The following is a 25,954-nucleotide window of genomic DNA, read 5'->3' as shown; positions in this document are numbered from 1 at the left end:
CTCCTGCAACAAAACTACGGCGAAGGTCCGACAGTGCCCGGGCGGAGGTCCTGGGACCAAGCGATCCGAAACGTTTCGCCTGTGGCCGGGACCGGGTTCCTGTGCCCGGGTCCCGGCCTCCGGGCCCTCGGGTCACCCCAGGTGCGTCGGCGCGAACATCCGCAAGCGGGCGGGGAGCACGACCACGGAGGGGCCGGGCGCCGCGAGGGCCTCCGCGAGGTCGTCCCGGAGCCGCTCGGGGCTGGTGCGGACCGCCGGGACGCCGAAGGATGCGGCGAGGGCGACGAAGTCCGGCCGGGCCAGCTCGGTGCCGGTGGCCTCGCCGAAGGCGTCCGTCATGTATTCGCGCAGGATGCCGTAGCCGCCGTCGTCGACGATCAGCCAGGTGACGGGCAGGCCGTACTGCCTGGCCGTGGCGAGCTCCGCGATCGAGTACATCGCGCCGCCGTCGCCCGAGACGGCCAGCACGGGCCGGGTGCGGTCCGCGGCGGCCGCGCCGAGCGCGGCGGGGAAGCCGTAGCCGAGGCCGCCGGCGCCCTGGGCGGAGTGCATCGGGCCGGGCCAGGCGGACCATGCCCAGTAGGCGAGGATCGTCATGTCCCAGAAGCTGGGGGCGTCCTCGGGGAGGGCGTCCCGCACGGCGGCGAGGACGCGCCGTTCCAGGCCGAGGTCCTGGCCGTCGATGCGCTCCCGGACCCGCTCCAGCAGCGCCGCCACCACCTCGCGCGCACCCGCGTCGCGGCGCTCGCCGACGGCGGAGGCGAGCGCGCCGAGGGCGAGCCGGGCGTCGGCGTGGATGCCGAGCGCCGGGTGGTTGGACTCCAGCTTGCCGAGGTCCGCCTCGACCTGGATCACCCTGCCGCGCGGGCGGAAGGTGTGGTAGTTCGAGGAGAGCTCGCCCAGTCCGGAGCCGACGACCAGCAGGACGTCGGCGTCCTCCAGGAAGTCGGTGGTGTGCCGGTCCTCCAGCCAGCTCCGCAGCGACAGCGGGTGCTCCCACGGGAAGGCCCCCTTGCCGCCGAAGGTGCAGGCGACGGGGGCGTCGAGCCGCTCGGCGAGGGCGCGCAGCGCGGCCTCGGCCCCCGCGCGCACCACCCCGCCGCCGGCCAGCACGACCGGCCGCTCGGCGCGGGACAGCAGCGCCGCGGCCTCGGCGATCAGCTCGGCGCGCGGGTGCAGCGGCCGGGGCTCGGCGGCCAGCTCCCCGACCGGCGGGACGGTCACGGGGGCGAGCAGCACGTCCTGCGGGATCTCCACCCAGACCGGCCCGTACGGCGCGGTCAGGGCCGACTCCCAGGCGGCGGCGAGGGCCGAGGGGATCTGGGAGGCGGCGCGGACGGTGTGCACCGACTTGACGATGTCGCGGAACGACGCCTTCTGGTCGACGAGTTCGTGCAGGTAGCCGTGGCGGCCACCGCCGAGGCCGGCGACCGGGACCTGGCTGCCGATGGCGACGACCGGCGCCGAGGCGGCGGCCGACTCCTGCAGTGCGGCGAGCGTCATCAGCGCGCCGGGGCCGGTGGAGACCAGCAGGGGTGCGGCCCCGCCGGTGACCCTGGCGTACGCGTCCGCGGCGAAGCCCGCGTTGTTCTCGACGCGCAGCCCCACGTACTCCAGCTTCGAGCGCCGCAGCGCGTCGAAGGCGCCGAGGGCGTGCTGCCCGGGCAGCCCGAAGACGGTCGTCGCGCCCAACGCCGCCAGGGATTCGACGACCAGGTCTCCGCCGTTCCGCTCGCTCATGCGCGGCTCGCCGCGATCTGCCGGGTCATGATCGTGGTCAGCTCGTAGGCGGTGTGGGAGGCCGCGACGCTGGTGATCTCGGCGTGGTCGTAGGCAGGGGCGACCTCGACGACGTCGGCGGAGATCAGGTGGCAGGAGGCCAGGCCGCGCAGGATCTCCAGCAGCTCACGGGAGGTGATGCCGCCGGCCTCGGGGGTGCCCGTGCCGGGGGCGTGGGCCGGGTCGAGGACGTCGATGTCGATGGAGATGTACAGCGGGCGGTCGCCGATGCGCTCGCGCAGTTGCTGGGCGACCTCGTCGGCGCCGCGCCGGTAGACGTCGGCGGAGGTGACGATGCCGAAGCCCATCTTCTCGTCGTCGGTGAGGTCCTGCTTGCCGTACAGCGGGCCGCGGGTGCCGACGTGGGAGAGCGCGGAGGTGTCGAGGACGCCCTCCTCGACGGCCCGGCGGAACGGGGTGCCGTGGGTGTACTCGGCCCCGAAGTAGGTGTCCCAGGTGTCGAGGTGGGCGTCGAAGTGGAGCAGCGCGACCGGACCGTGCTTGCGGGCCATGGCACGCAGCAGGGGCAGCGAGATGGTGTGGTCGCCGCCGAGGGTCATCAGGCGGGCGCCGGTGCCGAGCAGGTCGTCGGCGGCGGCCTGGATGGTCTCGACGGCCTCGTGGATGTCGAACGGGTTGGCGGCGATGTCACCGGCGTCCGCGACCTGGGCGAGCGCGAAGGGCGAGGCGTCCTGTGCGGGGTTGTACGGGCGCAGCAGGCGGGAGGCCTCACGGATCGCGTTGCCGCCGAAGCGGGCACCGGGTCGGTAGGAGACACCCGCGTCGAAGGGCACGCCGACCACGGCGACGTCGGTGGCGCCGACCTCGTCCAGGCGCGGGAGCCGCGCGAACGTGGCGGGCCCGGCGTACCGCGGGGTGCGGGAGGAGTCGATGGGGCCGCGCGGTTCGGTGCTGCTCATGGGTGACTGCCTTCTTTCATACGCTTCGTTGCGCTCTGCTCGCTTTGTGACTTTATCCGACTGGAACGGTTCCCTCGGCGGCCGGGACGGGGGTCCGTCCGGCCAGCCGCTCCCGCCAGGCCGCCAGCACGGCGGCGTCGGTCGGCTTGGTGGCGAGGCTCACCGCGATGTGGACGACGAGGGAGGCGAGCAGGCCGTAGTAGACGGGCTCGTTGGCCAGGATGCCCTTCCAGGCCATCAATCCCACGACGGCCAGGCCGCCGACGGCCACCGAGGCGAGGGCGCCCGCCGCGGTGCCGCGCTTCCACAGCAGACCGCCGAGGATCGGCACCAGCAGGCCGCCCACGAGGAGGTTGTAGGCCACGGTCAGCGCCTCGACGACATTGTTCAGCGCGATGGCGGTGACGATGACGGCCACGCCCATGATCAGAATGAAGGCGCGGTTGCCCGAGACCTCGTCGTGCGCGCCCTCTTCGTCGTCCCGCCCGCGGGAGACGACGCCGCGCAGCCGCGACCAGATGTCGTTGTTGGCAACGGTGGCACAGGCGATCAGCGCGCCGGAGGAGGTGGACATCACCGCGGACAGCGCCGCGGCCAGCACCAGGCCGCGCACGCCCACCGGCAGCGCGTCCTTCACGATGGTGGCGAAGGCGTCGTCGGGCGCCGCCAGGTTCGGGTACAGCACCTTGGCGGCGGTGCCGATGACGGCGCCGGCGATCGCGTAGACCAGGCAGTAGACACCGGCGGCGGTGCCGCCGAGCTTGGCGATCCTGTCGCTGCGGGCGGTGAACACCCGCTGCCAGATGTCCTGGCCGATGAGCATGCCGAAGGTGTAGATCAGCACATAGGTGAAGATCGTCTGTCCGCCGATGCCCAGGGGCGCGAAGTACTCGGTCGGAAGCTGTGCCTTCATCTGCGCGAAGCCGCCCGCCTTGACCACCGCGATGGGCAGGAGCAGGACCAGCACGCCGAGGGTCTTGACCACGAACTGCACCATGTCGGTGAGCGTGATCGACCACATGCCGCCCAGCGTGGAGTAGGCGACCACGACCGCACCGCCCAGGATGATCGCCAGGGTGCGGTCCAGGCCGAACAGGACGTCGAAGATCGTCGCGTACGCGATGGTCGAGGTCACCGCGAGCATCAGCGTGTACGCCCACATGACGACACCGGAGATGACGCCGGCCGAGCCGCCGTAGCGCAGGTCGAGCATCTCGGAGACGGTGTACACCCTCAGGCGGGCGATGCGGGCGGAGAAGAAGACGCTCAGCGCCAGCAGGCCGAGGCCGATGGTGAAGACCATCCAGGCGCCGGACAGGCCGTACTGGTACCCGAGGCCGACGCCACCGATGGTGGAGGCGCCGCCGAGGACGATCGCGGCCATGGTGCCGGAGTACATCGACGGGCCCAGCCGGCGGCCGGCGACCAGGAACTCGCTCTTGGACCTGGCGCGGCGCATGCCCCACCAGCCCACGGCGAGCATGCCGGCCAGATAGCCGATGATCACGGCGTAGTCGACGGCCATGAGCCCTCCTCCATCGGTTGCGCGGGCGGAGCCGCGGGCTTTCCTCTGCGGTGACGATAGGTGGCCGGGAAGAAGCGCTGAAGTGTACGTTTCATCCACCGCAACCGGTCCGCATGGAGGAAACACACATGGCTCCCCCGCGTCAGGACCTGGCGCCGCCCACCCCGCCGATCCCGCTCGCCACTCTGCTCGCCCTGCCCGACCTCGGGCTGCGCCAGGTCGCGGGCCCGTCCGCGGCCGACAGGGACATCCGCGTCCAGTGGGTGCACACCAGTGAGATGGAGGACCCCTTCCCCTACCTGCTCGGTGGGGAGCTGCTGCTGACCGCGGGGGTGCACTTCGCGTCGGCGGCGGGTGCCGACGCCTACCTGGACCGCTACGTGGCCCGCACGCGCGAGGCGGGGGCGGCGGCGCTCGGCTTCGGCCTCGCCCCGGTGCACGACGAGACCCCGGCGGCGCTGGTCGCCGCCTGCGACCGGCACGGCCTGCCGCTGGTGGAGGTGCCGCCGCGGACCCCCTTCACCGCGGTCGCGCGGGCGGTCTGGCAGGCCATGGGCGAGGCCCGCGTGCGTGAGCTGAGGCACGTCACCGAGGCGCAGCAGGCCCTCGCCGCGGCCGCCGCGCGCCCCGACCCCGTGCCCTCGGTCCTGCGCAGGCTCGCCGGCCGCCTGGGCGCATGGGCCGCGCTGATCGCTCCGGACGGGGCCGAGGTGTACGCCGCGGGAACCGCCCCGGACCCGGGAGCGCGTGCGGCGGCGGCCCGGCTCGCCCGGGTGGTGCGCCCGGCGCCGGACGCGCACGCGCCCTCCTCGGCGACCGACACCCACGCCGGGACGCGCCTTTCGGCGTACGCCCTCGCCGGCGGCGCCCCGAGCGAGCGGCCGGCGCTCGTCCTGGCCACTGGCCACCCCGATCCGGGCGACCACGCGGTCGCCAACGTCGCCGCGGTGCTCCTCTCGCTGCTCACCGGGCCGCACCTGGGCAGCGCGGAGGCGGGCCGGTCCGCGGCGCTGGTACGGCTGCTGCTGGGCGCGGACCCGCAGGAGGCGGCCCCCTTGCTGGGGCCGGAGACCCGCTGGGCCGTCGTGCACGCCCACAGGCGCGGCGGCCCGGCCGGACCGCTGGCGGCCGCGGCCCTCGGCGCGGCCCTGGGCACAGCGCTGATCGAGCCGGGCGACGCCGTCGTACGCCTGCTGCTGCCGGCCGGCCGCGAGGTGACCGCCCAGCCGGGGTGGACCCTCGGGGTGAGCGGCCCGGTGGCGGTGGCCGCCCTCGTCACCGGGGACGGCCAGGCCGCGGGCGCGCTGCGCCGGGCGGTCGCCACCCGGGTGCCCCTGGTGACCCACCGCGGGGCCGGTCCCGGCATGAGCGGACTGGTCACCCCGGACGACGCCAGGTCCAGGGCGCGGGAACTGCTGGCGCCGGTGGCGGACTCGCCCGCCCTGGTGGAGACACTGCGCACCTGGATCGGTCTGCACGGCAGCTGGGACCGGACGGCCGTCGCGCTGGAGGTGCACCGCAACACCGTGCGCCAGCGCGTCGGGCGGGCGGCGGCCCTGCTGGAGGCGGACCTGGACGACCCGGACGTACGCATGGAGCTGTGGTTCGCGCTGCGCTGGCTGTGAGCCCGTCCGCCCCGCCGCGGCGTGCTGTCTGACGCCCCGGCAGGAGGTAACGGACCGGCGTCGATCGGCGGCCCCCCGCACGCACGTCCGACAGCAGGCGACAATGGGGGGCATGCTGCCCCATGTCACCGTGCCGTCCCGCAAGGCCCTCGCCGACCACCTCGTACGCACGCGCATCGCGGGCGACGTCGCCACCCCCCGCGAGAACAACCGCTCCCACTACCGCAGACTCGCCGAGGGCGACCGCCACTACTGGTTCGGTCTGGAGTTCGGCGACCGCTGGACGGACGAGGAGGCGGTGCTGGCGGTCATGGCCGAGCGCTGCGGGGTCGTCGCCGACCCCGGCCACCTCCGCGGGCAGGACACCATCGATCCCGAACTGACGATCAGTGCCCTGGACCGGGCCGCCCGGATGCTCTGCAAGGCCGTGGAGGGCGGGCAGCGGGTGCTCTTCGCCACCGGCCACCCCGGCGGTCTACTGGACGTCCACCGCACCCTGGCCGCGGCCAGCCGGGCCGCCGGGGCCGAGGTCGTCGCGATCCCTGACGGGCTGTCCACCGACGAGGGCGGCGTCTTCCAGTTCTGCGACGTGGCCATGCTGGAGCGTGGCGCAACGCTGTGGCACACCCACTCCCCCGGCCCGATGGCGGCGGTCCTGGACGCGCTGGCCGCGCAGGGCCGGCCGCTGCCCGGCCTGGTCGTCGCCGACCACGGCTGGGCGGGGTGCGCCGGGCAGCGCGGCATCGACGCCGTCGGCTTCGCGGACTGCAACGACCCGGCGCTCTTCCTCGCGGAGGCGGAGGGCACCGTCTCGGTGACCGTCCCGCTCGACGACCACGTAACCGACCCGCGCCACTACGACCCGATGACGGCCTACCTCCTGGACGCGGCGGGCCTGACCAGTCCCGCCTGACAGCGGGCCACGCCCCCTCGGGCGTGGCCGGCTGTTTCCCGGACGGGCCCCGGGCCGCCGTCCTTGCGGCGTCCCGACCGGGTGTCGCCGGCGATCCTGGCGCACCGGGCCGGGCTCGCGCCGGGGACGCCGCGTGCGGCTGCCCCGGCCACCGTCGACGGTTGCCTGGTCACCGTCGCGGCGACCGAGGCCTGGGCGGCACCCTGAACGCGGGCCCCGAGCCGGACGGCGGCTTCCTGGTGCGGGCGGCACTGCCGCTGGAGGTGGACCGGTGACGCGGTGACTCAGCCCCGCGGTACGCGGACCACGCCCTCCTGGATGACGGAGACGGCCAGCCGCCCGTCCTGGGTGTAGATGCGCGCCGTGCCGAGCCCGCGCCCGCCGGAGGCGGAGGGGCTCTGCTGGTCGTACAGCAGCCACTCGTCGGCGCGGAACGGCCGGTGGAACCACATGGCGTGGTCCAGGCTGGCGCCGACAACGTCCCCGACCGCCCAGCCGCCGCGCCCATGGGCCAGCAGCACGGAGTCCAGCAACGTCATGTCCGACACATAGGTGGCGAGGCAGACGTGAAGCAGCGGGTCGTCGGCGACCTTGCCGTTGGCGCGGAACCACACCTGGGAACGGGGCTCGCGCGGGCCCGCGCCGGCGGCGAGGAAGGGCGGGGCGTCGACGTAGCGCAGGTCGACGGCGGCACGCGCCTCCAGGAGACGGTCCACGACCGAGGGGTCGGGGAACCGGTTCCGGTGCGGGAGCAGCAGCTCCTCGCCGGTGGGCAGGGTCTCCGGTTCCGGCGCCGGCGGCATCGGTTCCTGGTGCTCCAGCCCGTCCTCGTACGTCTGGAAGGACGCGGACAGGTGGAAGATCGGCTGCCCGTGCTGTACCGCGACCACCCGGCGGGTGGTGAAGGAGCGGCCGTCCCGGATGCGGTCGACCTGGTAGACGATCGGCGCGCCCGGGTCGCCCATGCGCAGGAAGTAGGCGTGCAGGGAATGGGCGTCGCGTCCTTCCGGGACCGTGCGCCCCGCCGCGACCAGCGCCTGTGCGGCGACCTGGCCCCCGAAGACGCGGGGGACGACGGCGGGGCGGCTGGCGCCGCGGAAGATGTCCTGCTCGATCCGCTCGAGGTCGAGCAGATCGAGCAGCGACTGCAGTGCGTGGTTGGTCACGTGTGTCTCTCGGGGTCGGCGGACCGTGCGGTCACAGCCCCATCGACTTGGCGATGATCGACTTCATGACCTCGCTGGTGCCGCCGTAGATACGGTGCACGCGGTTGTCCGCGTACAAGCGGGCGATCGGGTACTCCAGCATGTAGCCGTAGCCACCGTGCAGCTGGAGGCAGCGGTCGATGACCTTGGCCGCGGTCTCGGTGCAGAAGAGCTTGGCGCGGGCGGCGTCGGCGGCGGTGAGGTCTCCGTGCTCGTGCGCCTCGAGCGCCCGGTCGACGACGGCCTGCATGGCGTCCACGTCGGAGGCGCACTCGGCGAGCACGAACTTGGTGTTCTGGAACTCGGCGACGGCCTTGCCGAAGACCTTGCGGTCGCGCACGTACTGGGTCGCGAAGCGGACGGCGGCGTCGGCCTGGGCGTAGGAGCCCACGGCGATCGCGAGGCGCTCGACCGGCAGGTTGTGGGCGAGGTAGGAGAAGGCCTTGCCCTCCTCGCCGAGCAGGTCCTCGACCGGGACCTTGACGTCGGTGAAGGACAGCTCGGCGGTGTCGGAGGTGCGCAGCCCGATCTTCTCCAGCTTGCGGCCGACGGCGTAGCCCTCGCTCGTGGTGTCGACCGCGAGGATCGACAGGCCGCGGCGACGGTCCTCCGGGGTGGCGGGCGAGGTGCGGCAGACGACCAGCACGCGGTCGGCGACCACGCCGCCGGTGATGAAGGTCTTGGCGCCGTTGAGGACGTAGTGGGTGCCGTCCTCGGAGAGCTTCGCGCTGGTGGTCATGCCGGCCAGGTCCGAGCCGGTGCCGGGCTCGGTCATGGCGATGGCGGTCATCATGTCACCGCTGATGAAGTCGGGCAGCCAGCGCTTCTTCTGCTCCTCGTTGGCGAACTCGAGGAGGTACGGGAGCACCAGGCCGGTGTGCACGCCGCTGCTGCCGAAGCTGACGCCGGCGCGGGCGCACTCCTCGGTCACCACGGCGCTGAACTTCCAGCCCGTGATGCCCGCCCCGCCGTACTCCTCGGGCACCTCGATGCCGAAGATGCCCAGCTCGCCCAGGCGCCGGTAGAAGTCACGGGGCGGGTACCCCGCCTCCTCCCACTCGGGGTAGACGGGTACGACCTCGTTGGCGATGAAGTCCCGGATCGTCTCCCGGAAGGCCTCGTGGTCCTCGTTGAATACCGTGCGACGCACGTGGCGCCTCCTCTGCACACCGAGCGATAAGCAAGCGCTCAGTAAGTTACTTCCCGGTTGTGCGCGCTGTCCAGAGCGGCGAAGGCGCCCAGGGCCAGCCGGTGCAGCAGCACGGCGGTCGCCGCGCGGCCGGGCAGCCCCCCGTGCGGGCCGAGGTGCGGGGTGGAGTTGAGCAGGCCGAAGACGGCGTGCACGGCCGCGCGGACCTCGGACTCGGCCGCCCCCGGGTGGACCTCGCGGACGACCGTGACCCACTGCTCGACGTACTGCCGCTGCAGCTGGCGCACCAGCTTGCGGTCGGAGTCGCGCAGCCGGTCCAGCTCACGGTCGTGGAGAATGATCAGCGCCCGGTCGTCCAGGGCGAAGTCGATGTGCCCGCGGACCAGGGCGTCCAGCGCGGCGGCGGCGCCGTCCGCCTCGGCCACGCGCATGCGGCCCGCCGCGTGCAGCCGGCCACTGATCCCGACGAGCAGCTCGGCGAGCATCGCGTCCTTGCCGGCGAAGTGCCGGTACAGCCCCGGGCCGCTGATGCCGACGGCCGCCCCTATCTCGTCCACGCCGACCCCGTGGAACCCGCGCTCGGCGAAAAGCCGCGCGGCCTCCCTCAGGATCTGGTCGCGCCTGCCGCCGGCCGCCCTGGCCGCAGTCCTCGTGGGCTCCACACCGCACCTTTCCGCGAGGCCTCCGGTCCGCGGATGCCCCCGCCGTCTCATCGTCCTACCATTCTAGACAGCCGTGTTAACGACCGCTAACGTGGTCGACAACACGTTAACGACCGCTAACTCCTCCGGGGGCCCGTGACATGGAAGCACCCGTCCTCGCCAGCGCCGCGGATCCGGCGAGCGAGGCCTACCGCGCCAACGAGAAGGCGCACGCCGAGCTGTCCGCGCGACTGCGCGAGAAGCTCGCCGCGGCCGCACTCGGCGGCGGCGAGAAGGCCCGCGCCCGGCACACCGCGCGCGGCAAGCTGCTCCCCCGCGACCGGGTGGACGGGCTGCTCGACCCCGGATCGCCCTTCCTGGAGCTCGCCCCGCTGGCCGCCGACGGCATGTACGACGGCCAGGCCCCGGCCGCCGGCGTCGTCGCGGGGATCGGCCGGGTCTCCGGCCGCGAGGTCGTGATCGTCGCCAACGACGCCACCGTCAAGGGCGGCACGTACTACCCGATGACGGTCAAGAAGCACCTGCGCGCCCAGGAGATCGCCCTGGACAACCGGCTGCCGTGCGTCTACCTGGTCGACTCCGGCGGCGCCTTCCTGCCCCGGCAGGACGAGGTCTTCCCCGACCGCGACCACTTCGGGCGGATCTTCTTCAACCAGGCGACCATGTCCGCGCGCGGCATCCCGCAGATCGCCGCCGTCCTCGGCTCCTGCACGGCGGGCGGCGCCTACGTCCCCGCGATGAGCGACGAGGCGGTGATCGTCCGCGGCCAGGGCACGATCTTCCTCGGCGGCCCGCCGCTGGTGAAGGCCGCCACCGGCGAGGTGGTCACGGCCGAGGAGCTCGGCGGCGGAGAGGTGCACTCCCGCACCTCCGGCGTCACCGACCACCTGGCCGAGGACGACGCGCACGCCCTGCGCATCGTGCGGAACATCGTGGCCACCCTGCCCGCCCGCGCCGACCTGCCGTGGACGGTCGCGCCCGTCGAGGAGCCCGCCGTCGACCCGGCCGGGCTCTACGGCGCGGTCCCGGTCGATCCACGCACCCCCTACGACGTCCGCGAGGTCATCGCGCGCCTCGTCGACGGCAGCCGCTTCGCGGAGTTCAAGGCCGAGTACGGCACGACGCTGGTCACCGGCTTCGCCCGGATCCACGGCCACCCGGTGGGGATCGTCGCCAACAACGGAATCCTGTTCTCCGAATCGGCCCAGAAGGGCGCGCACTTCATCGAGCTGTGCGACCAGCGCGGCATCCCGCTGCTCTTCCTGCAGAACATCTCGGGCTTCATGGTGGGCCGTCAGTACGAGGCGGGCGGCATCGCCAAGCACGGCGCCAAGATGGTCACCGCGGTGGCCACGACCCGGGTGCCCAAGCTGACCGTGGTCATCGGGGGCTCCTACGGCGCGGGCAACTACTCGATGTGCGGCCGCGCCTATTCGCCGCGCTTCCTGTGGATGTGGCCCAACGCCAAGATCTCCGTCATGGGCGGCGAGCAGGCCGCCTCCGTGCTGGCCACCGTCAAGCGCGACCAGATCGAGGCGGCCGGCGACACCTGGGCCGCGGAGGACGAGGAGGGCTTCAAGGCTCCGATCCGCGCCCAGTACGAGGAGCAGGGCAACGCCTACTACGCGACCGCCCGGCTGTGGGACGACGGGGTCATCGACCCCCTGCAGACCCGTCAGGCACTGGGACTGGCCCTGACCGCGTGCGCCAACGCGCCGATTCCGCAACGCGATCCGCAGGCGCCGGGCTTCGGCGTCTTCCGGATGTAGGGGGAGCACAGTGATGTCAGCGATGTTCGACACCGTCCTGGTGGCCAACCGCGGCGAGATCGCCGTCCGCGTCATCCGCACCCTGCGACGGCTCGGGATCCGTTCGGTCGCCGTCTTCAGCGACGCCGACGCCGGGGCCCGCCACGTGCGCGAGGCCGACACCGCCGTGCGCATCGGCCCCGCGGCGGCCGCCGAGAGCTACCTGTCGATCGAGCGGATGCTGGAGGCGGCCGCGCGCACCGGCGCCCAGGCGGTCCACCCCGGTTACGGGTTCCTCGCCGAGAACGCCGCCTTCGCCCGCGCCTGCGCGGACGCGGGGCTCGCCTTCATCGGCCCGCCCGCCCGGGCCATCGAGCTCATGGGCGACAAGATCCGCGCCAAGGAGACCGTCCGCGAGGCCGGCGTGCCGGTGGTGCCGGGCAGCAGTGGCAGCGGTCTGACGGACGAGCAGCTGACGGCGGCCGCCCTGGAGATCGGCACCCCCGTGCTTCTGAAGCCGTCGGCGGGCGGCGGCGGCAAGGGCATGCGCCTGGTGCGCGACGACGCCCTGCTCGCGGAGGAGATCGCGGCGGCCCGCCGCGAGGCACGCGGCTCCTTCGGGGACGACACCCTGCTCGTCGAGCGATGGATCGACCGGCCCCGGCACATCGAGATCCAGGTGCTGGCCGACGGCCACGGCAACGTGGTGCACCTCGGGGAGCGCGAGTGCTCGCTGCAGCGCCGCCACCAGAAGGTGATCGAGGAGGCCCCCTCGGTCCTGCTGGACGAGACCACCCGGGCCGCCATGGGCGCCGCCGCCGTCCAGGCCGCGCTGTCCTGCGGTTACGTCGGCGCAGGCACCGTGGAGTTCATCGTCCCGGGCGCCGACCCGTCCGCCTACTGCTTCATGGAGATGAACACCCGCCTCCAGGTCGAGCACCCCGTCACCGAACTGGTCACCGGGCTGGACCTGGTGGAGTGGCAGCTGCGGATCGCCGCAGGCGAGCGGCTGTCCTTCGGCCAGGACGAGGTCGCCCTGACCGGGCACGCCGTCGAGGCCCGGATCTGCGCCGAAGTGCCCTCCCGCAACTTCCTGCCGTCGGCGGGCACCGTGCTGGCGCTGGACGAGCCCGCCGGCGAAGGCGTGCGCGTCGACTCCGGGCTCCGCACCGGCAGCGAGATCGGCACGTCCTACGACCCGATGCTCGCCAAGGTCATCGCCCACGGCCCCGACCGCCCGACCGCGCTGCGCCGGCTGCGGGCCGCCCTCGCCGGGACGACGGTGCTGGGCCTGGAGACCAACACCGGCTTCCTGCGCCGTCTCCTGGCCCACCCCGACGTCGTCTCCGGCGAGATGGACACCGGGCTCATCGACCGGGAGCTGGCCGCTCTGGTGCCGTCCGAGGTGCCTGTCGAGGTGTACGCGGCGAGCGCACTGCTGCGCCACGCGGCCCTTGAGCCGGCGGCGGCCGGCGGAGGCTGGCAGGACCCGTTCTCCGTGCCGAGCGGGTGGCGGCTCGGCGGGGAGCCCGCCTGGACCGGCCACTGGCTGCGCGTGTCCGGGTGCCAGGCCGTGCTGGTCCGCGTCCGCGGCCGTGCCGAAGACGCGGAGGTGCGTGTGGACGACGCCGCGCCGGTGCGGGCCCGGCTGCTCCCCGGCGCCGGGCAGCGGATCACCGTCGAGTGGGACGGCGTCACGCACGCCTTCGACCACGCCGGCGACTGGCTGGGCAGGGACGGTGACGGCTGGCACCTGCAGCCGTACGACCCGGTCGAGGCGGCGCTGCGCGGCGGAACCGGCGCGGGCGGGGTGGACACCCTGGCCGCGCCCATGCCGGGCACGGTGACCGTGGTCAAGGTCGCCAAGGGCGACGAGGTCGTCGCGGGTCAGAGCCTGCTCGTGGTGGAGGCGATGAAGATGGAGCACGTCATCACCGCCCCGCACGACGGCACCGTCACCGAGATCGACGTGACCCCGGGCAGCACGGTCGCCATGGACCAGGTGCTCGCCGTCGTCGCCCCGCACCAGGAGGAGGCCCAGTGATGGCCGTCGAGCGAATCCCCGGGCTGCCCATGTCCGTGCCGCTGGCCGGGCTCCCGCGGCGGGTGCGCATCCACGAGGTCGGCGCCCGCGACGGGCTGCAGAACGAGAAGGCCACGGTGCCGACCGAGGTCAAGGCGGAGTTCGTGCACCGCCTGGCCGACGCCGGGCTGACCACCATCGAGGCGACCAGCTTCGTGCACCCCGCGTGGGTGCCCCAGCTCGCCGACGCCGAGCAGTTGATGCCGCTGCTGGACGACCTGGGCGACGCGGTCCGGCTGCCCGTGCTGGTGCCCAACCGGCGCGGGCTGGAGCGGGCGCTGGCCCTGGGGGTGCGCGAGGTCGCCGTCTTCGGCAGTGCGACCGAGTCCTTCGCCAAGGCCAACCTCAACCGCACGATCGACGAGTCGCTGGAGATGTTCGCGCCGGTCGTCACCGCCGCCAAGGAGGCGGGAGCGAGGGTGCGGGGCTATCTGTCGATGTGCTTCGGCGACCCCTGGGAGGGCCCCGTGCCCGTCCCGCAGGTCGCCGCGGTGGCCCGCAGCCTGTACGACCTCGGCTGCGACGAGCTCAGCCTCGGTGACACCATCGGCGTCGCCACCCCCGGCCACGTCGTGGCGCTGCTGGACACCCTGACCGGCCTGGACGTGCCCGTCGAGCGGCTCGCCGTCCACTTCCACGACACCTACGGCCAGGCGCTGTCCAACACGCTGGCCGCCCTCCGGCAGGGCGTGACCGTCGTCGACGCCTCCGCCGGCGGCCTCGGCGGCTGCCCCTACGCCAAGAGCGCCACCGGGAACCTCGCCACCGAGGACCTGGTCTGGATGCTCGACGGCCTCGGCGTCGAGACCGGGGTCGACCTCAGCCGCCTCACCGCCACCAGCGTGTGGATGGCGGAGCAATTGGGCCGACCGAGCCCGTCCCGTACCGTCCGCGCCCTCTCCCACCAGGAGTGACCACAGCCATGACGACCGCCCACCGGCTCCCCGCCGAGTATGAGGAACTCCGCCGCACGGTGGAGGAGTTCGCGCATGACGTCGTCGCGCCGAAGATCGGCGAGTTCTACGAGCACGACGAGTTCCCCTACGAGATCATCCGCGAGATGGGCCGCATGGGCCTGTTCGGCCTGCCCTTCCCGGAGGAGTACGGCGGCATGGGCGGCGACTACTTCGCCCTGTGCATCGCCCTGGAGGAGCTCGCCCGGGTGGACTCCTCCGTGGCGATCACCCTGGAGGCGGGGGTCTCGCTCGGCGCCATGCCGGTCTTCCGCTTCGGCACCGAGGAGCAGAAGCGCGCCTGGCTGCCCCGGCTGACCTCCGGCGAGCAGCTGGGCGCGTTCGGGCTGACCGAGCCGGACTGCGGTTCCGACGCCGGCGGCACCCGCACCACGGCCTGGCTGGACGAGTCGAGCGGCGAGTGGGTGATCAACGGCACCAAGAGCTTCATCACCAACTCGGGCACCGACATCACCGCCCTGGTCACGGTCACGGCCGTCACCGGCCGGAAGGAGGACGGCCGCCCGGAGATCTCCTCGATCATCGTGCCCTCCGGCACCCCGGGCTTCACGGTCTCGAAGAAGTACAGCAAGGTCGGCTGGAACGCCTCCGACACCCGGGAGCTGTCCTTCGCCGACTGCCGCGTGCCGGCCGCCAACCTGCTGGGCGAGCGGGGCCGGGGCTACGCCCAGTTCCTGCGCATCCTGGACGAGGGCCGGATCGCCATCGCGGCGCTGGCCACCGGACTGGCGCAGGGCTGCGTGGACGAGTCGGTCGCCTACGCCAAGGAGCGCACGGCCTTCGGGCGCCCGATCGGCGGCAACCAGGCGATCGCCTTCAAGCTCGCCGACATGGAGATGCGCGCCCACACCGCCCGGCTCGCCTGGCGGGACGCGGCGTCCCGGCTGCTCGCCGGCGAGCCCTTCAAGAAGGAGGCGGCGATGGCCAAGCTCTACTCCTCGGAGATCGCGGTCACCAACGCCCGCGAGGCCACCCAGGTGCACGGCGGCTACGGCTTCATGAACGAGTACCCGGTCGCCCGCATGTGGCGGGACTCCAAGATCCTGGAGATCGGCGAGGGCACCAGCGAGGTGCAGCGCATGCTGATCGCACGCGAGCTGGGCCTTCCGGCGTAGTTTTCGCCACTCCTCTGCCCGATATCGGGCAGGAATCTTGCACTCAGCCTCCTCCTTCCCTCAGTATCGACCGGTGCTCGAACGCCGGACGGCCCATGACGACCTCGTCGACCACCTGATGCGGACCACGCCGCTGCAACGCGGCGAGGCCGCCCGGGTGGTCCTCGACGTTCTGGCGTACTTCGACGAGACAGCCGAGGACTTCGTACGGCGCCGCCACCGTGAGCTGCAAGCCATGGGACTGCAGAACGCGGAGATCTTCGAACGGATCACGGCCGAGCTGCCGCGCCGGGCGGTCACCCCGCCCGAGTACTCACTGCGGCAGCTGCGCCGCATCGTCTACGGCTGACAGCGAGACCGGGCCGCCGCGTGCGACCGGGAGGGACGGAAACATGTGTGGAATCGTCGGCTACATCGGGAAGCGTGATGTCGCCCCGCTGCTGCTGGAGGGGCTGCAGCGACTGGAGTACCGCGGTTACGACTCCGCGGGCGTCGTGGTCGCCGGCAAATCCGGCGGGCTCAAGGCCGTCAAGGCCAAGGGCCGGGTCCGTGAGCTGGAGGCGCGGATCCCCAAGCGCTTCGCCGGGACCACCGGCATAGCCCACACCCGCTGGGCCACCCACGGCGCCCCGAGCGACGAGAACGCGCACCCGCACCTCGACACCGAGGGCAAGGTCGCCGTCGTCCACAACGGCATCGTCGACAACGCCGCCGAGCTGCGCGCCAAGCTGGAGGCCGACGGCGTGGTCTTCGCCTCGGAGACCGACACCGAGGTCATCACCCACCTGGTCGCCCGCTCCCAGGCCGGGTCCCTGGAGGAGAAGGTCCGCGAGGCGCTGAAGGTCATCGAGGGCACGTACGGCATCGCCGTCATGCACGCCGACTTCCCCGACCGGATCGTCGTGGCCCGCAACGGCTCGCCGGTGGTCCTCGGCATCGGCGAGAAGGAGATGTTCGTCGCCTCCGACGTCGCCGCGCTGATCTCCCACACCCGCCAGGTCGTCACCCTCGACGACGGCGAGATGGCCACTTTGAAGGCCGACGACTTCCGCACGTACACGACCTCGGGCACCCGCACCACGGCCACCCCCGAGACCGTGGAGTGGGAGGCCGCCTCCTACGACATGGGCGGTCACGACACCTACATGCACAAGGAGATCAGCGAGCAGCCCGACGCGGTCGACCGCGTGCTGCGCGGCCGGATCGACGACAAGTTCTCCACGGTGCACCTGGGCGGCCTGAACCTGGACGCCCGCGAGGCGCGCGGCATCCGCCGCGTGAAGATCCTCGGCTGCGGAACCTCCTACCACGCCGGTCTGATCGGTGCCTCGCTGATCGAGGGCCTGGCCCGCATCCCGGCGGACTCGGAACCGGCCTCCGAGTTCCGCTACCGCAACCCGGTCGTGGACCCCGACACGCTCTACATCGCCGTCTCGCAGTCCGGTGAGACCTACGACGTGCTGGCGGCGGTGCAGGAACTCAAGCGCAAGGGCGCCCGCGTCCTCGGCGTGGTGAACGTGGTGGGTTCCGCGATCGCCCGGGAGACCGACGGCGGCGTGTACGTGCACGCCGGCCCGGAGGTCTGTGTCGTCTCCACCAAGTGCTTCACCAACACCGTCGTCTCCTTCGCGCTGCTCGCCCTGCACCTGGGCCGAATCCGCGACCTCTCGGTGGCCGACGGCAAGCGGATCATCGAGGGCCTGCGGAGGCTGCCCGAGCAGATCCAGGAGATCCTCGCGCAGGAGGAGGACATCGCGAAGCTGGCGGCCGAGTACGCGGACGCCAAGTCGATGATGTTCATCGGCCGGGTGCGCGGCTACCCGGTGGCGCTGGAGGCGTCGCTGAAGCTGAAGGAGATCTCCTACATCCACGCCGAGGCGTACCCGGCCTCCGAGCTCAAGCACGGCCCGCTGGCCCTGATCGAGCCGGCGATGCCGACCGTCGCGATCGTCCCGGACGACTCGCTGCTGGAGAAGAACCGCGCCGCGATGGAGGAGATCAAGGCCCGCAGCGGCCGCATCCTGGCCGTCGCGCACCAGGAACAGGCGAAGGCCGACCACACGATCGTCGTCCCGAAGAACGAGGACGAGCTCGACCCGATCCTGATGGGCATCCCGCTCCAGCTGCTGGCCTACCACACGGCGCTCGCCCTGGGCCGGGACATCGACAAGCCGCGCAACCTCGCGAAGTCCGTCACCGTCGAGTAGGCCCCCGGGGGACCCGCCGTCGGACGACGAGGCCCCCCGCGCCCGAGGGCGCGGGGGGCCTCGGAGCCGCCCTCCCCGGTGGTCAGGCCGCGTGCCCGCGGTGCGGCATGGCCAGCCGCCAGCCGTCGGCGAGCGCGCGCCGGCCCCACGTGGCGTTGGTGAGCAGTGCGGTCCCGCCGTACCAGGCGACCGCGCCGGCCGCGAGGCCGACCCAGCCGGCCGCCTTGCCGAGGCCACCGTTGGAGGCAAGTGCCGCGATGCCGAACAGAGCCGTGGACACGGTCAGCAGCCCGAAGGCCGCCTGCGCCACGCCGCCCATCTGCCACGCGGCCATGGTCAGACTGAGCGCCAGCAGCGCCCACAGGAGCATGAACAGCCCGGTGACCTCCTTGCTCGCGCCCGCGCCGGACTCCGCCGACCAGGTCACCCAGAAGGCGCCCAGCAGGGCGAAGGCGGTGCCGGTGAAGCCGTTGCCACCGTAGAACTCCCACATGCCGGCGACGAATTGCGTGACGCCGCCGACGACGAGTGCGAGTCCCGCGGCGTCGGCCGCCGCGGTGTTGTCGAATACGCCCGTGCTGAGCAGCCCGAAGGCGATCAGTGTCAGGCCGAGTGCCAGATATCCCAGAGCCGTGGCGCCGGCTCCTGCGGTGCGTGCCGTGGAGACGTCGTTGTCCACCGCGGGCCCCCTTCGTGTACGAGGGAAGAAACTGCTGACGAGATACCCTTCACAAGGGCACAAGCAATCCCGCGGGGGCCGGATTCACGGCTTCGTGCACCGAATCGTTATGGAATGACCACGACAGGACGCTGCGCACGGCGGGCGAGGCGTCCGGCGACCGACCCGAAGATCTTGCCGATGATCCCGTGCGTCCCACCCACCACGATGGCGTCGGCCTCGTACTCCCGGCCGACCTCCTCCAGCTCGTGGCAGATGTCGCCGCCGCGCTCCACCAGGATCCACGGCACTTCCGTCAGGTGGTCGGCGCAGGCCAGTTCCAGGCCGAGCACCTCGGTGCGGTGGTCGGGGACATCGACGAAGACCGGCGGCTCGCAGCCCGCCCACACCGTCGCCGGGAGCCGGTTGGCGACGTGCACGATGATCAGCGCGGAACCGGACCGGCGCGCCATGCCGATGGCGTACGCGAGGGCCCGTTCACTGGACACGGAGCCGTCGAAACCGACGACCACGCCGTGCCGGAACGCGGGATCACAGGAAGTGCGCGGCTCGCAGGCCGCCTCCGGCACCGCCGCCGATTCGGCGAGCGGCTTTCCGTCGGCGGGCTCGGGGAGCTCGTAACCGGCCATGATGCGGTTTCTCGGCAAGGTCGGCGCCGGGGGCGCCGAGTGGGCGGACAACAACAGTGCGGGGGCCGCGGGACCGGCCTGATTTCGACCGGTAAGGGGCTGCCCTTCCCGCTGACTCCAGAGTACGGCGACTGGGGGCCCCTGCACAGATGCGCAGGCGCCCTCACAGCGTCCCCCTACCCCGGAGTTTCCAGGAGAATGCCGGAGCCGGCCGCCGAGCGCAACGCCCCGCCGCCAATCGGACAAGTCACCCCGCGTCCGGCCCTGTCCCGCTGTCCGCCTCCGGCCATATCCGGAATCGTCCTCCCGGCCCCGCGGGACGCCGGGGGCGCGCGCGTTCCCCGGCCACACAAGGGGCGTACGACGGGGCGCTGACCAGGGGCGCGTACAGGACTTCCCATTATTTTCGGCCAATTTCCCATCAGGGAAAGGGACTTGGGATCCTGTACCGCAACCCCCGCCGCCACCAGGGCGGAAGCGGAATGAGGGGGCGCACGGGCGTTGTGCGCCGGTATCACTCCCGGAAGGCACACTTCACGAGGGGAACGCTTCGTGATCGAATGCTTCACGCCACGTGGTCATGTCGACATACCGGCAGGTGGTGAACTTGCCACTGCGGGTACAGCGGAACGAGTAGATTCGATCTTGAGCGACAACGGCGGGGGACCCGTGCAGGACCGAGAGGACCAGACGACCGAGGGGGGCTTGAGCTCCATGACACAGGAGTCCAGGACCGGCACCATGGCGGAGATCCAGTCGGCCGCCGGCATGTCCACCGCACCGTCCACGTCGACGGGGACACCGGGCGTCCCGCACGTCCCGGGAGCGTCTGGCGCCGCGGTGAGCACCTCCGTTCCGTCAGGCCCGTCCGTCACCGCACAACAGGGCCGCGGACCACGCAAGTTGTCGGCGCGACGCCGTCAGGAGGTGGTCGCCGTACTGCTGTTCAGCGGCGGCCCGATCTTCGAGAGCTCCATCCCGCTCTCCGTGTTCGGCATCGACCGCCAGGACGCGGGCGTCCCGCGCTACCGGCTGCTGGTCTGCGCCGGCGAGGACGGCCCGCTGCGCACCACCGGCGGGCTGGAGTTGTCGGCCCCCTACGGCCTGGAGGCGCTGTCGCGGGCCGGCACGGTCGTCGTGCCCGCCTGGCGCTCGATCTCGCAGCCCCCGCCCGCCGAGGCGCTGGACGCGCTGCGCCGCGCCCACGAGGAGGGCGCGCGCATCATCGGGCTGTGCACCGGTGCCTTCGTGCTCGCCGCCGCCGGGCTGCTGGACGGCCGCCCCGCCACCACGCACTGGATGTACGCGCCGACCCTCGCCAAGCGCTACCCGTCCGTCCACGTCGACCCGCGCGAGTTGTTCGTCGACGACGGAGACGTACTCACCAGCGCGGGCACCGCCGCCGGCATCGACCTGTGCCTGCACGTCGTACGAAGCGACCACGGCGGCGAGGCCGCCAACGCGCTCGCCCGCCGGCTGGTGGTACCCCCGCGGCGCGGCGACTGGGGCGGCCAGCCCCGGCACCTCGACCGCTCTTTACCGGAGGAGATCGGCGGCGACCCGCTCGCCGAGGTCGTCGCCTGGGCGCTGGAGCACCTGCACGAGCAGTTCGACGTGGAAACCCTGGCCGCCCGCGCCTACATGAGCCGCCGCACCTTCGACCGCCGCTTCCGCACGCTGACCGGCAGCGCGCCGCTGCAGTGGCTGATCACTCAGCGCGTCCTGCAGGCACAGCGGCTGCTGGAGACCTCCGACTACTCCGTGGACGAGGTCGCCGCGCGCTGCGGCTTCCGCTCGCCCGTCGCCCTGCGCGGCCATTTCCGCCGCCAGCTCGGCTCCTCCCCCGCCTCGTACCGGGCCGCCTTCCGGGCCCGGCGCCCACAGGACGAGCCGGACCCCGTGCTGCCCGCCACCCGGGAACCGCGCGGTCCCGAGGCGGGTGGCGGCGCGGTGCCGGCCCCGCGCCGCGGCCCCGCGGAGCGCGGACACGGCGGGGTGCTGCAGCAGATCGTGGGCCAGGCCGGTCCCGGCGCCGGCCCGGGCGCGCTCAAGACCGACGCCGAGCCGCCCTACGCGGCGCGCATCCCGGAGCAGCCCGGCAGCCGTTTCGACCCCCGCGAGCCGCACGGCGCCCGGCGGCCACGCGGTGACCGGGAGGGCCGCGACGGACGCAGTCGCAGCGCGACTATGCCTGCTCCGCGGGATCGCCCCGTAGGGTGAGACGTATGAACGACCGGATGGTGTGGATCGACTGCGAGATGACCGGGCTCTCCCTGGCCCAGGACGCTCTGATCGAGGTGGCGGCGCTCGTCACCGACTCGGAGCTCAACGTGCTCGGGGATGGGGTGGACATCGTCATCCGTCCGCCGGCCGAGGCCCTGGAGAGCATGCCGGAGATCGTCCGCACGATGCACACCGCCTCCGGCCTGCTGGAGGAGCTGGACGGCGGCGTGACGCTGGAGGAGGCGGAGAAGCTCGTCCTGGACTACGTCCGCCAGTACGTGGCCGAGCCGCGCAAGGCGCCGCTGTGCGGCAACTCGGTCTCCACCGACCGCGGCTTCATCGCCCGGGACATGCCCACGCTCGAACAGCACCTGCACTACCGCATCGTGGACGTCTCCTCCATCAAGGAACTGGCCCGGCGCTGGTACCCCCGCGCCTACTTCGCCAGCCCGGAGAAGAACGGCAACCACCGCGCCCTGGCCGACATCCGCGAGTCCATCGCGGAGTTGCGCTACTACCGCGAGGCGGTCTTCGTGCCCCAGCCGGGACCCGACACCGAAACGGCGCGCTCGATCGCCGCGAAGTACGTCCTGCCTGCGGAAACGGCGGAGTGAGCGAGCCACGGGAAACGTGGCAGCGAGCACCCTCCCGGACCCTGTACACTTTTTCTCGGCCGGTACGGAGCAGCACAAAGCACCGGTCGTGGTGGGTGTAGCTCAGCTGGTAGAGCACCTGGTTGTGGTCCAGGATGTCGCGGGTTCGAGTCCCGTCACTCACCCTATGGGCCGGGCCCATGACCTGCGCAAACGCGGGTCATGGGCCCGGCTGCCGTTTGGCCGCGGCCACACCACGGCCCATCCCCCCGCGATCTGAGTCGCCCGGGAAGGAGCGATGGCCGTAAGTCCACATGGAGCTTCGCTCGACATAAGTACCCAGTCACATGCTGTGTGGTTTTCGTGCATCGATCCGCCCACCGAGTGACGGGGCCTGATCAGAGCCATGGACCCGTCCATCAGCAGGTCACCGCGCCCGTCGATGCTCGCCAGTGCCTCCTTCAGACCGGGAACGCGAGGAGGGAGGAACTCCTCGGACAGGGTGACATGCGTTCGAGTAGTCGCGTGTCGCCGTTCCGTGAACCGTGTTCAGAGACCGCCGACACCTCGCTTCGGCCCGCCTTACCCAGCCCTGCCGCGGTGTCGGGGTCGGCCATCCACGATGAGACCTCCAACCGAAACGACATCTGTCTTCGGCAATAAAAGGTATCGTTTAATTGGCAGGGCTAGCAGCGGAGGGACCATTCGCATGGCCAGAACAGTCATCGACCTCGATGAAGACATGGTCACCGAAGCCATGCGCATCTTCGGAGCAAAAACAAAGGCCAAAGCCGTCCGCCTCGCCATGGAAGACGCCGTCAAGAGGCACCTGCGACAGGAGGGCTTCGACGCCATGGAGGCCGGCGAGTTCGACTTCAGTGAGATCGTCGAGAACACGGGCCCCCGCAACGCCGACGGCTCTCTCAAGCACGACGGCGACCGCGACGGACGCCCAGCCGCCTGATGCAGGACCGCTACCTGATCGACAAGTCCGCCCTCGCCCGCTGGACGAAACCGAGTGTCAAGGAGGTGCTCGCGCCCCTGCACGAGCGTTACCTCCTTGCAGTGTGCCAGCCCACCGAGTACGAGATGATCCACTCTGCACGGGACAGCTCCGAGGCGACCCGGATCAGCACCTGGCTCCACGCCTTCGACTACATCCGCGCTGACGACCACACCTTCGTCCGCGCCCTGGAAGTCCAGCGCCACGCTCTCAACGCGGGCTTCCACCGGGCACTGTCCCTCCCCGACCTACTGATCGCCGCCACGGCAGAACGGCACCAGCGGACGGTCCTCCACTACGACGGCGACTTCGACATGATCGCCTCCCTGACGGGACAACCCGCCGAATGGGTCGTACCGCCCGGCAGCGCGGACCGCTGAACGGGCCGCCCGTCCACCGGGCGAAGTCGGCGGGCCGGAAGCCTCGGTCACGCGTTCCGTAGCAAGATCAGCCATGCCAGGTCGGCCGCGGTCTGACTGCGGACCGCCTGCGCACGGGTGACTCCGGATCTCCATCCGGCACGTGGTGCGGCATGGGCACGTTCTCCCCCGCTCATGCGCATCCATCGCCATACGAAACAGGTTCGAGTCCCGTCACTCACCTTGATCGACGAGGGGCCGGTCACCCCGGGCGAACGAGCGCCCCGGGCGAACGAGCGCCCCGGGCGACCGGAGCCGTCGGCCGGGACCACGCGGCCCCGGCCGTGGCGCGTCAGCCGGCGACCGCCTCGGCGGCGGCGAGCGCCGGCTGCCAGGGGTACTCGGGCCCGGTCCCGGTGTGGCCGAACAAGATCGTTACCCCGGCGGCGCGCAGGGTCTCCAGCGAGCGCTCGAACTGCGGGTGCTGCGTGAGCGCCGCGTTCACGGACGGCATCGCCACCATCGGGACGCGCTTGCCGATGCCCTCGGCGAGGGTTCCGGTGACGAACGTCCCCGTCAGGCCGAGTGCCCACCCGTTGATCGTGTTGAAGGTGGCCGGGGCCACCAGGATCACGTCGGCCGGGGGCCAGACCTCGGGCCGGCCGGGCAGCGGGTACTCGTGGCGCACCGGGCGGCCGGTCAGCGCGGCCAGTCCGTCCAGGCTCGGCTCCAGCCAGCGGGCCGCGGTGGGCGTCAGGCCCAGGCAGACGTCCCAGCCGCGCACCTGGGCGTCCTCGATGACCCGCGCGATGTCGAAGACGGGCGGGGCGGCACCGGCGAAGAGGTAGAGGGTCCGAGTCATACGGACCACCCAATCGCGGGAAATGGATCTTACGCAACCGTACGGAGGACCGGTCGCCCGGCGGGCCTCACGGGGCCCAGTGGTACTTGCCCCCGCCGAGCCAGCGCACGGCCTGCGGGTCGTCGAAGTCGACGTGCTCCCGCCCGGCGTCGTGGGCGATGCGGACGACGTCGAGCAGGTCATGGGCGATGCCGACGGGCTCCCCGTCGATCTGCACGATGCGGAACGGCGGGTCGCCGGCCTGGACGGGGGACACGACGATCGGGGTGGTCGGGCTCACCCGTCCAGCTTGCGGCACCCCGGCACGCGGCGCACCCGAAGTGGCCCTGCCGCCCGACGGATGAATGGCCCTCGGCGTCCCGCGCCCGCGCTCGTAGCGTGGAGGGCATGAACACCGAGCTCTCCCGTAAGGCCCTCGCCTCCCGTCTGCGCGCCCTGCACGTGCCGGGCCGCCCGCTGGTCCTGCCGAACGTCTGGGACGCCGCCTCGGCGCGTGCCGTGACCGAAGCGGGCTTCCCGGCGGTCGCCACCGGGAGCGCGGCCGTGGCGCCCGCCCTGGGCTACGAGGACCGGGAGGGCACGCCCGGGGAGGAGATGCTCGCCGCGGTCACGCGCATCGCCCGGGCCGTCCCCGTACCGGTGACCGCCGACATGGAGCGGGGCTACGGGCTGGCGCCCGCGCAGCTGGCGGAGCGGCTGGCCGCGACCGGCGCCGTGGGCTGCAACCTGGAGGACACCGACCCCCGCTCGGGACAGCTGGTCGGCCCGGAGGAACAGGCGGCGTACATCGCCGCCCTGCGCGCGGCGGATCCGGAGCTGGTGATCAACGCCCGGGCGGACTCCTTCCTCCGCGCCGATGCCGCTCCCGCGGATCGGCTGGCGGACGCGGTGGCCCGGGCCCGGGCGTACCTGGAGGCCGGCGCGGACTGCGTCTATCCGATCGGGGCGCTGGACGAGCCCACCGTCCGGGCCGTGGTCGAGGGCGTGGACGGCCGCCCGGTCAACGTGCTGTCCTGGCCCGGCGGGCCCTCACCGGGCCGTCTGGCGGAACTGGGGGTGGCACGGATCAGCTTCGGCCATCAGCTCCACCAGATGGTCCAGCGGTACTTCGCCGGGCTCCTCGCGGCCGTGGCGCGCGGTGACAGTCCCTTCACAGAGATCTGACGGTACGTCAAACATCCGTGCGCGGGGGCGCCTCGTCGTTGCCGCGGCGCACCGTGCGCAGCGGACCGCCGGGCCGCCACACCTCCAGGACGAGGTCGGGGTCCTCGACGTAGACGCGCACGACCTCGGCGATGTCGGCGCGGAAGAGGTGGAAGGGCCCCTCGGGCACCGTCACCTCGCCGGTGAAGCGGGCGATCGCCGCCGGGTCGGTGACCTCGACGGCGCGTCCGGAGATCCGTACGTCGCCCCCGTCCATGGAGGTGTCCGGGCCGGGATTGACGTGGAGCGCGAAGCGCGGGTCGCGCCGCAGATCGAGGGCCTTGCGGGAGCGGGGCATCATGCCCAGCCACAGCTCGCCGAGCCGGAACTCGGCCTCGATGCCGCTGAGCCGGGGGGAGCCGTCGGCACGGAGGGTGCCGAGGACGTGGTGCTTGTAGCCGCCGAATCGGGTGCGCACGGCCTGCGCGAGGCCGGGCTGTGCTTCCTGGAAGTCTGTCCAGCTGGTCGTCATGCCGCCATGCTCCCCGGCATACCCG

General features: G+C 72.5%; 24 protein-coding genes and 1 tRNA gene. 14 read left to right on the top strand and 11 right to left on the bottom strand.

The annotated features are described in order from the left end of the window. Positions 1–132: 132 nt before the first annotated feature. Genes ACRWNP_RS05320 through ACRWNP_RS05310 form a run of 3 tightly spaced genes read right to left on the bottom strand, consistent with a single transcriptional unit; the run spans position 133 to position 4,224 of the window. Positions 133–1,740, bottom strand: coding sequence for a thiamine pyrophosphate-binding protein (locus ACRWNP_RS05320; RefSeq protein ID WP_431959763.1), 1,608 nt, complete (start codon positions 1,738–1,740; stop codon positions 133–135). Continuing rightward, positions 1,737–2,699 carry an agmatinase gene (gene speB / locus ACRWNP_RS05315; protein WP_431959762.1) on the bottom strand — a complete coding sequence of 321 codons (963 nt, stop codon included), beginning with the start codon at positions 2,697–2,699 and terminating at the stop codon, positions 1,737–1,739. Before speB ends, ACRWNP_RS05320 begins: the two co-directional genes overlap by 4 nt. A gap of 52 nt (positions 2,700–2,751) precedes the next feature. Continuing rightward, the gene (locus ACRWNP_RS05310; RefSeq protein WP_431959761.1) at positions 2,752–4,224 is read right to left on the bottom strand and encodes a sodium:solute symporter; all 1,473 of its coding nucleotides are present in this window, start codon (positions 4,222–4,224) and stop codon (positions 2,752–2,754) included. Between the two features lie 128 nt (positions 4,225–4,352). Here ACRWNP_RS05310 and ACRWNP_RS05305 point away from each other — a divergent pair, with 128 nt between their 5' ends. Continuing rightward, positions 4,353–5,849 carry a PucR family transcriptional regulator gene (locus ACRWNP_RS05305; protein ID WP_431959760.1) on the top strand — a complete coding sequence of 499 codons (1,497 nt, stop codon included), beginning with the start codon at positions 4,353–4,355 and terminating at the stop codon, positions 5,847–5,849. A gap of 103 nt (positions 5,850–5,952) precedes the next feature. Then, positions 5,953–6,762, top strand: a complete 810-nt coding sequence (locus ACRWNP_RS05300; protein ID WP_431959759.1) for a phosphatase — start codon at positions 5,953–5,955, stop codon at positions 6,760–6,762. A gap of 284 nt (positions 6,763–7,046) precedes the next feature. On the opposite strand, the gene ACRWNP_RS05295 is transcribed toward ACRWNP_RS05300, so the two are convergent. From ACRWNP_RS05295 to ACRWNP_RS05285, 3 genes are read right to left on the bottom strand one after another with little or no spacing between them, the layout of a single operon-like run. Next, positions 7,047–7,928 carry an acyl-CoA thioesterase gene (locus ACRWNP_RS05295; RefSeq protein WP_431959758.1) on the bottom strand — a complete coding sequence of 294 codons (882 nt, stop codon included), beginning with the start codon at positions 7,926–7,928 and terminating at the stop codon, positions 7,047–7,049. Positions 7,929–7,959: 31 nt separating this feature from the next. Further along, positions 7,960–9,117: an acyl-CoA dehydrogenase family protein gene (locus tag ACRWNP_RS05290; RefSeq protein WP_431959757.1), complete on the bottom strand. Its 1,158-nt coding sequence runs from the start codon at positions 9,115–9,117 to the stop codon at positions 7,960–7,962. 38 nt (positions 9,118–9,155) lie between these two features. Beyond that, the gene (locus tag ACRWNP_RS05285; protein ID WP_431959756.1) at positions 9,156–9,779 is read right to left on the bottom strand and encodes an SACE_7040 family transcriptional regulator; all 624 of its coding nucleotides are present in this window, start codon (positions 9,777–9,779) and stop codon (positions 9,156–9,158) included. A 140-nt stretch (positions 9,780–9,919) separates the two neighbouring features. On the opposite strand from ACRWNP_RS05285, the gene ACRWNP_RS05280 reads away from it, so the two are divergent. The 6 genes from ACRWNP_RS05280 (at position 9,920) to glmS (ending at position 17,906) form a co-directional block, all read left to right on the top strand. Continuing rightward, positions 9,920–11,548 carry a carboxyl transferase domain-containing protein gene (locus ACRWNP_RS05280; protein ID WP_431959755.1) on the top strand — a complete coding sequence of 543 codons (1,629 nt, stop codon included), beginning with the start codon at positions 9,920–9,922 and terminating at the stop codon, positions 11,546–11,548. Between the two features lie 22 nt (positions 11,549–11,570). Continuing rightward, positions 11,571–13,571 carry an acetyl/propionyl/methylcrotonyl-CoA carboxylase subunit alpha gene (locus tag ACRWNP_RS05275; RefSeq protein ID WP_431959835.1) on the top strand — a complete coding sequence of 667 codons (2,001 nt, stop codon included), beginning with the start codon at positions 11,571–11,573 and terminating at the stop codon, positions 13,569–13,571. After that, positions 13,571–14,524, top strand: a complete 954-nt coding sequence (locus tag ACRWNP_RS05270; protein ID WP_431959754.1) for a hydroxymethylglutaryl-CoA lyase — start codon at positions 13,571–13,573, stop codon at positions 14,522–14,524. The genes ACRWNP_RS05275 and ACRWNP_RS05270 overlap by 1 nt, the downstream gene beginning before the upstream one ends. Before the next feature lie 8 nt (positions 14,525–14,532). Then, positions 14,533–15,699 (top strand): acyl-CoA dehydrogenase family protein, encoded by a 1,167-nt coding sequence (locus ACRWNP_RS05265; protein ID WP_431959753.1) that lies wholly within the window; start codon positions 14,533–14,535, stop codon positions 15,697–15,699. Positions 15,700–15,772: 73 nt separating this feature from the next. Then, complete coding sequence (locus ACRWNP_RS05260; RefSeq protein WP_431959752.1) at positions 15,773–16,048, top strand: hypothetical protein; 276 nt, start codon at positions 15,773–15,775, stop codon at positions 16,046–16,048. A gap of 43 nt (positions 16,049–16,091) precedes the next feature. Continuing rightward, positions 16,092–17,906, top strand: a complete 1,815-nt coding sequence (gene glmS, locus ACRWNP_RS05255; RefSeq protein WP_431959751.1) for a glutamine--fructose-6-phosphate transaminase (isomerizing) — start codon at positions 16,092–16,094, stop codon at positions 17,904–17,906. Positions 17,907–17,988: 82 nt separating this feature from the next. Here the strand turns inward: glmS and ACRWNP_RS05250 are convergent, their stop codons facing one another. Together ACRWNP_RS05250 and ACRWNP_RS05245 are read right to left on the bottom strand one after the other, a co-directional pair. Further along, complete coding sequence (locus ACRWNP_RS05250) at positions 17,989–18,585, bottom strand: acetate uptake transporter (protein WP_431959750.1); 597 nt, start codon at positions 18,583–18,585, stop codon at positions 17,989–17,991. A gap of 107 nt (positions 18,586–18,692) precedes the next feature. Next, complete coding sequence (locus tag ACRWNP_RS05245) at positions 18,693–19,214, bottom strand: universal stress protein (RefSeq protein ID WP_431959749.1); 522 nt, start codon at positions 19,212–19,214, stop codon at positions 18,693–18,695. 714 nt (positions 19,215–19,928) lie between these two features. On the opposite strand from ACRWNP_RS05245, the gene ACRWNP_RS05240 reads away from it, so the two are divergent. From ACRWNP_RS05240 to ACRWNP_RS05220, 5 genes are all read left to right on the top strand, one after another. Beyond that, positions 19,929–21,434 carry a helix-turn-helix domain-containing protein gene (locus tag ACRWNP_RS05240; RefSeq protein WP_431959834.1) on the top strand — a complete coding sequence of 502 codons (1,506 nt, stop codon included), beginning with the start codon at positions 19,929–19,931 and terminating at the stop codon, positions 21,432–21,434. Between the two features lie 5 nt (positions 21,435–21,439). Next, positions 21,440–22,051, top strand: a complete 612-nt coding sequence (gene orn, locus ACRWNP_RS05235) for an oligoribonuclease (protein ID WP_431959748.1) — start codon at positions 21,440–21,442, stop codon at positions 22,049–22,051. Between the two features lie 91 nt (positions 22,052–22,142). Further along, positions 22,143–22,215: transfer RNA gene (locus ACRWNP_RS05230), tRNA-His, on the top strand. 524 nt (positions 22,216–22,739) lie between these two features. Continuing rightward, complete coding sequence (locus ACRWNP_RS05225; RefSeq protein ID WP_431959747.1) at positions 22,740–22,994, top strand: type II toxin-antitoxin system VapB family antitoxin; 255 nt, start codon at positions 22,740–22,742, stop codon at positions 22,992–22,994. After that, entirely contained in the window at positions 22,994–23,413 is a 420-nt protein-coding gene (locus tag ACRWNP_RS05220) for a PIN domain nuclease (protein WP_431959746.1), read from the top strand. Before ACRWNP_RS05225 ends, ACRWNP_RS05220 begins: the two co-directional genes overlap by 1 nt. A gap of 331 nt (positions 23,414–23,744) precedes the next feature. Here ACRWNP_RS05220 and ACRWNP_RS05215 read toward each other — a convergent pair whose 3' ends face one another. Further along, positions 23,745–24,254: a flavoprotein gene (locus ACRWNP_RS05215; protein ID WP_431959745.1), complete on the bottom strand. Its 510-nt coding sequence runs from the start codon at positions 24,252–24,254 to the stop codon at positions 23,745–23,747. Positions 24,255–24,321: 67 nt separating this feature from the next. Then, entirely contained in the window at positions 24,322–24,534 is a 213-nt protein-coding gene (locus tag ACRWNP_RS05210) for a hypothetical protein (RefSeq protein ID WP_431959744.1), read from the bottom strand. A 107-nt stretch (positions 24,535–24,641) separates the two neighbouring features. Between ACRWNP_RS05210 and ACRWNP_RS05205 the strand changes: the two genes are divergently transcribed. Next, entirely contained in the window at positions 24,642–25,418 is a 777-nt protein-coding gene (locus tag ACRWNP_RS05205) for an isocitrate lyase/PEP mutase family protein (protein ID WP_431959743.1), read from the top strand. A 7-nt stretch (positions 25,419–25,425) separates the two neighbouring features. Here the strand turns inward: ACRWNP_RS05205 and ACRWNP_RS05200 are convergent, their stop codons facing one another. Next, positions 25,426–25,929: a pyridoxamine 5'-phosphate oxidase family protein gene (locus tag ACRWNP_RS05200; protein WP_431959741.1), complete on the bottom strand. Its 504-nt coding sequence runs from the start codon at positions 25,927–25,929 to the stop codon at positions 25,426–25,428. Positions 25,930–25,954 lie beyond the last annotated feature (25 nt).

Origin of the sequence: Actinacidiphila sp. bgisy160, assembly GCF_965342435.1 — a bacterium.
Classification (GTDB): domain Bacteria; phylum Actinomycetota; class Actinomycetes; order Streptomycetales; family Streptomycetaceae; genus Actinacidiphila.
This window is presented reverse-complemented; position numbering and strand designations above follow the sequence as displayed.